Raw genomic sequence first — 2408 nt, 5'->3', positions numbered from 1 at the left:
CAATAGCAGTATCAGAAAATTGAAAGCCTCTACCTCGTTTACCATGGTGACTTTTACATTGCCATGCTTCAACGGCTGAGTCGTCAATCCAAAACGTTACTGAGCCTCGCTTGCACAAGGCTTCATTATACTCACTCCAGTTCGCTATCTTCTTCTTCGACTTACCCATAACAACACCATGCTTCTACTACATGGGATCAGATCGCAGGACTGAGAAAAGGTTCCAACTGATTTAGTCAACAACGCCTTCATAAGGTGAGTTAACACTGTTAATAATCTCACCTTAGAATAACACGAGGGTTTACATTAATTCAAAATCACAGGGATAATTTAAAGCCCAACTCACTGACATTAACGCTAGCGAAGCCTAATTTAACGGCGTTAAGTTCACTCGCAATATCAAGAGCATGTTGCTCATCCTTTGCCAATACCGCAATAGAATATATTGGTCGAATCATCGCTATCTGATTTGGCTTTGACTCGGCAATAGACTGGTTTTTTATATAAGCCGAGATAATCACACCTTGAGTGCTCCAATCGACCACTTTTTGCAAATCAACGCTAATAATTTTATCTACCAGCATTTGATCTTCTGGCTCTTTCCAAGTCAACTCAATCGCATAGTTTTTAAAAGCAACTTGAGTATCTAGCCATTTACTTCCGATGTCTCTTACTTCTGTTATTTCAGCTAGCTCTTTAAATTGAAAAGGAAGGTTTCCAATAACGCGTCTTACTTCCTCTTCGCTATCGGCTTCCATTACAAATTTAATTATTGGGAACTGCTTTTCGCCAATAAAGCTTTCAGAAACAAACATATCGTGAATTAAGCCAGCATCTATTAAGTTAGTAAATGCTTTCTTCTGTTGAGGCATCACATCAAATACCGCTTGAGCATCTTGTGTTTTCCAAGCAACCGATACGCCATAGGCAGCTGAATAGCTATTAACCGAGAACAAAAAACTAAAAATAACTAAAAACAGTCGTGGTACATATTTCATTCAGAACACTCTCTATTAATTTCGGATGACTTCGTAAAGGTTAGGATCAGCAATAACGCCCTCAAGATTAAGAGCAGGTAGCTCCTCCCTCATTACAGAGATGGCATCTATGAAGTGCTTTTGGCTTTCCCAGTTCGCGACGTTTACGTAAAGGTAAGTGGCGTCTGTGCTTAACGCGCGATGTAACGTCGTAGAGATATAACCAGGTTGTTGGACCAACACGTCCCTAGCACTTTCCCAATAGGCTAAGGTTTCTTCATGCTTACTGGCATCGACTGAAAATGTGTTGATAAGCACAACGGGCTGTGCAAACGCTAATGAACTTATACTTAATAAACTCAATGCGATGGAACTTTTAATAAACCGCTTCATAGGACCTCCGTTGGTTAGATGTTGCACACGCTAACAGAGATAAAAGAGTCATCAAGAGCCAAGCTAACGATTTAATATTAATTAAATCGCTATCCGATTATTAATATTAAACATTCGACAAACACATCCATAACAAAGCCATGAGAAATATAATCGATTTTTCACACGCTAATAATGGAACTCGTGATGTTCAAAAAACTATCTAATAATAGAGCAAAGAATAACCTCACTAATAAAGTCGACTTTCTTCACTGGGGGATGTTTAGTGGGGTAATGTTAACGTTAACTCTCGGTTTTATATCAAGCCGACTTCTGCCTTTCTCAGACAAGTATCCAACGATTTTAATTCATCAGATACTCGGTTCAATTGTCCTTATTCTCATCAATATATTGATTGCAAGAATGTTAGTTAAGCCCGAACCAGAGAAACGTAAGTTCACCTTCCCTAAACTGGTTCAATTGGTTCAGGCAATTACATTGACCTTTATCGCTATATCAGGTTTAAGCATGGCGCTGATTGATACGCCAATATTCAGTGTGTACTCATGGGCATTTAGCGATAGTGCAACCTCTAGAGAAGTATTTTCTCTACTGTTTTTAATTCACGCTACTGCGATTAAAGTTTTTATGTCGTTGGTGACTTTACATATATTGGGGGCATTGAAACATCACTTTTTTGATAAAGGTGATAAGCTCAAGGTAATGCTGGGGAGATAAATATCTCAATACACGAACGATGATGATTTATTTAGTCACTATGCTAGCTAGAAGATGTAAAAAAGCCACCTTATCTGAACTGACCCCCAATAGTTGGACACCAATTATTGGGGGTCTTTTTATGTCCAAATATAGCCGAGAGCTAAAATGTATCATTGCTAAGCAATACTTAGATGGCACGTCATCTCTCTACTTAGCAAAACAATATTCAATTTCTTCAAGACAGATACGGTATTGGGCTCAAGTCTTTGCCATTCATGGTACTGATTCATTTTTGCCAACTAACCATGCGGCTACTGCTCAGACAAAACGAAAAGCATT

4 protein-coding genes and 1 pseudogene are annotated in these 2408 nt (G+C 38.7%); 2 read left to right on the top strand and 3 right to left on the bottom strand.

The window, feature by feature from the left end:
* From L1D55_RS27025 to L1D55_RS27015, 3 genes are all read right to left on the bottom strand, one after another.
* Window positions 1-169: transposase (locus L1D55_RS27025; protein ID WP_239918909.1), on the bottom strand; the 169-nt coding region annotated here is incomplete at its 3' end.
* A 148-nt stretch (window positions 170-317) separates the two neighbouring features.
* Window positions 318-998: a hypothetical protein gene (locus tag L1D55_RS27020; RefSeq protein WP_239919497.1), complete on the bottom strand. Its 681-nt coding sequence runs from the start codon at window positions 996-998 to the stop codon at window positions 318-320.
* A 15-nt stretch (window positions 999-1013) separates the two neighbouring features.
* Window positions 1014-1370 (bottom strand): antibiotic biosynthesis monooxygenase family protein, encoded by a 357-nt coding sequence (locus tag L1D55_RS27015; protein ID WP_239919496.1) that lies wholly within the window; start codon window positions 1368-1370, stop codon window positions 1014-1016.
* Between the two features lie 186 nt (window positions 1371-1556).
* Between L1D55_RS27015 and L1D55_RS27010 the strand changes: the two genes are divergently transcribed.
* Window positions 1557-2087 (top strand): cytochrome b/b6 domain-containing protein, encoded by a 531-nt coding sequence (locus tag L1D55_RS27010; RefSeq protein ID WP_239919495.1) that lies wholly within the window; start codon window positions 1557-1559, stop codon window positions 2085-2087.
* A gap of 121 nt (window positions 2088-2208) precedes the next feature.
* Window positions 2209-2408, top strand: a pseudogene (locus L1D55_RS27005) (helix-turn-helix domain-containing protein); the annotation flags it as partial.

The sequence above is a fragment of the Vibrio sp. Isolate22 genome (assembly GCF_022398115.1).
In the GTDB taxonomy this organism is placed as follows: Bacteria; Pseudomonadota; Gammaproteobacteria; order Enterobacterales; family Vibrionaceae; genus Vibrio.
The sequence above is the reverse complement of the archived record's forward strand: the minus strand, read 5'-3'. Positions and strand labels throughout refer to the sequence as shown.